The organism is Paraburkholderia sp. J12, from assembly GCF_905220215.1.
Lineage (GTDB): Bacteria > Pseudomonadota > Gammaproteobacteria > Burkholderiales > Burkholderiaceae > Paraburkholderia.
On record NZ_CAJMZC010000039.1, the window covers coordinates 1 to 2912 of the forward strand.

The 2912-nt window shown below is 64.3% G+C and carries 1 protein-coding gene; it reads right to left on the bottom strand.

Annotated elements, in window-relative coordinates; all coding sequences use genetic code 11:
* The coding region (locus U5760_RS31495) for an amino acid adenylation domain-containing protein (protein WP_322016210.1) at nt 1-2912 on the bottom strand (2912 nt) is incomplete at both ends.

Sequence of the window (2912 nt, forward strand, 5' to 3'; positions counted from 1 at the left end):
ACTCTTGCGACAGGTCCGGCTCCGACCAGCTGAAAGGCACGTTCGCAACCTGCTGCCTGACGCCCTCGCCGTTTTCCTCGAAGCGCGAATGCAGGACTTGATGGCGCGCGTGGATCACCGCAAGCGTGCGTCGCACCTTGCTGGTATCGAGCTCGCCTTGCAGACGGATCGCGCCGGCCGTGTTGTACGCGGGGCTGTTGCGGTCCAGTCGCCAGAGGAACCACAGACGCTCCTGCGCATGCGATAGCGGCGCGGAGCCGTCACCGCCCGTGCGCCGCACGATCGCACTGCCCGGACGAGCGGGCTCGATGTGCTCCGCCTTCGTCATAGCCGGCGCGAGGTCGGCGAGGAGCGGGTGCTTGAAGACGTCCTGCAAGGGCAGTTCGATGCCGTGGGTCTTGCGGATGCGTGAGACCAGCTTGATTGCCAGGATCGAATCGCCGCCGAGTTCGAAGAAGTTGTCGGTGCGGCTTACCTGTTCGATGTCGATGCCCAGTACTTCGGACCAGATCTGTGCGAGTGCTTCTTCCGTTTCGCCCTGCGGGGCTTCGTAGCTGCGCGTCTGGTACTCCGGCGCAGGTAGCGCTTTGCGGTCCACCTTGCCGTTCGGGTTCAACGGCAGCGCCTCCAGCACCATGATCGCCGAGGGCACCATGTAGTCCGGCAACTGCCTTAGCAGTGCTTCGCGTAGTGCCTGCTGCTCTACGGTGTGGTCCGGGTGTGCAGTCACGTACGCGATCAGGCGTGTGCCGCCTGGTCCTTCCTGCGCCGTGACCACCGCCTCTCTTACGCCTGCCTGTGCGACCAGTTGCGCTTCGATCTCGCCCAGCTCGATACGCAGGCCCCGTACCTTCACCTGATGGTCGATACGGCCCAGATATTCCAGTGCGCCTTCGTTCGTCCATCGCGCGAGGTCGCCCGTGCGGTATAACCGCCCGCCGTTCGCATCGAACGGATCCGGCACGAAACGCTCTGCAGTTAGCGTGGCGCGGTTCAGGTAGCCTCTCGCGAGACCCACGCCGCCCAGGTAGAGTTCGCCCGCTACGCCCCGCGGCACCAGATTCATCTGTGCATCCAGCACGTGCGTGCTCACGTTGCCGATCGGACGACCGATCGGTACCACTTCATCACCCGTGCGGCACGTCCAGTGCGTCACGTCGATTGCCGCTTCGGTCGGGCCGTACAGGTTGTACAGGCCTACGCCCGGCAACTGCTCAAGCGTGCGGTTTGCCAGATCCGCTGGCAATGCCTCGCCGCTGCAGACGATACGCTTCAGCTTCCTGCAGGTTTTTACCCCTTCATGGGCAGCGAACGCCTGCAGCATCGAGGGCACGAAATGCAGGGTCGTCACACCGTATTCGCCGATCAGCTCCACCAGTCGCTGCGGGTCGCGATGTGCGCCCGGTTCGGCCACGGCCAGCCGTGCGCCCGTCATCAGCGGCCAGAAGAACTCCCACACCGAAACGTCGAAGCTGAACGGCGTCTTTTGCAGCACCACGTCCGTTTCTTCCAGCACGTAGGCTGACTGCATCCAGGCGAGGCGGTTCGACAGTGCGCTGTGACGGTTCGCGGCACCCTTTGGCCGTCCGGTCGAGCCCGAGGTGTAGATCACGTACGCCAGGTTCCCGCCGTGCACGCTTATCTGCGGTGCCACGGCGGGCTCGGCGGACACGTCCACCACGTCCAGTTCCAGCAGCGTCACGCCTTCAGCCACCGGCAGCCGCTCACGCACCCACGACTGCGTCAGCAGCAGCGCCACGCCGCTGTCTTCCAGCATGTACGCCAGTCGCTCTCGCGGATACTCCGGGTCCAGCGGCACATAGGCGCCACCTGCCTTCAGGATCGCCAGCAGTCCAACCACCATCTCCACCGACCGCTCGACAGCAATACCCACCCGCATTTCCGGTCCCACGCCGAGTTTCGCGAGACGTTGCGCAAGGCGATTCGCCTGCGCATCGAGTTCGCCGTAGCTCAGCTGCGTTTCGCCGTATACCACCGCCACCCGCTCAGGATGCGCCTGCGCCTCACGCGCGATCCGCTGATGCACCAACCCGATGTCGTCGTAACCCTTCGTGCCAACGCCCCACGACAGCAGCCCAGTCACTTCGTCCCCGACGGGAAGCGCCGCATTGCCGATGCGCATGTCGCGATGCTGGGCGAAAGCCTCGAGCAAGCGCGTCATCTGCGAGGCGATCTGACCAATCGCGCCTTCGTCGAATGCTTCGGTCGCGAAGCCGTATCGCATGTCGATGGTTGCGGCCTGGGAGACGGCAAGCGTCAGCGGATAGTTCGTTTCTTCGCGATTCGCGATTTCGCCGAACTTCAACCCTGCCGGCGCCGCTTCCTTGAACGCCGCATCGACCGGATAGTTCTCGTACACCACCAGCGTGTCGAACAATCCGCGACCACCCGCACCCGCCCAGCGCTGGATCTCGTTCAGCGGTGTGTGCTCGTGCTCGCGCATCGACAGGCCCTGCGCCTGCACCTCGCGCAACCAGTCACCGACCGTCTGCTCCGCGCGCGGCGCGAGCACCACAGGCAGCGTGTTGATGAAAAGCCCCAGCAGTTGCTGCGAGCCCACAAGATCGGTCGGACGACCCGAGACCGTCGCGCCGAACACCACCGCGCGCTGGCCTGTGTATCGTTGCAGCATCAGAGCCCACGCGGCCTGGATCACCGTATTTACGGTCACGCGCTCTTCGCGTGCGAGCTGTTCGAGACGCTGCGTCAGCATGGCATCGAGCGTTACGCGATGCTCGCCGTAGCCCGACTCCTGTTGGTAACTTTCTTCGCGTAGCAGTGCATTCGCGAGCCACGTCGATCCATCGAGCTTCGCAAGCTGCTCACGCCAGTAGACCTCATCGGCTTTCGTATCGCGCTGCTGCAGCCAGGCAATGTAGTCGCGATAACGG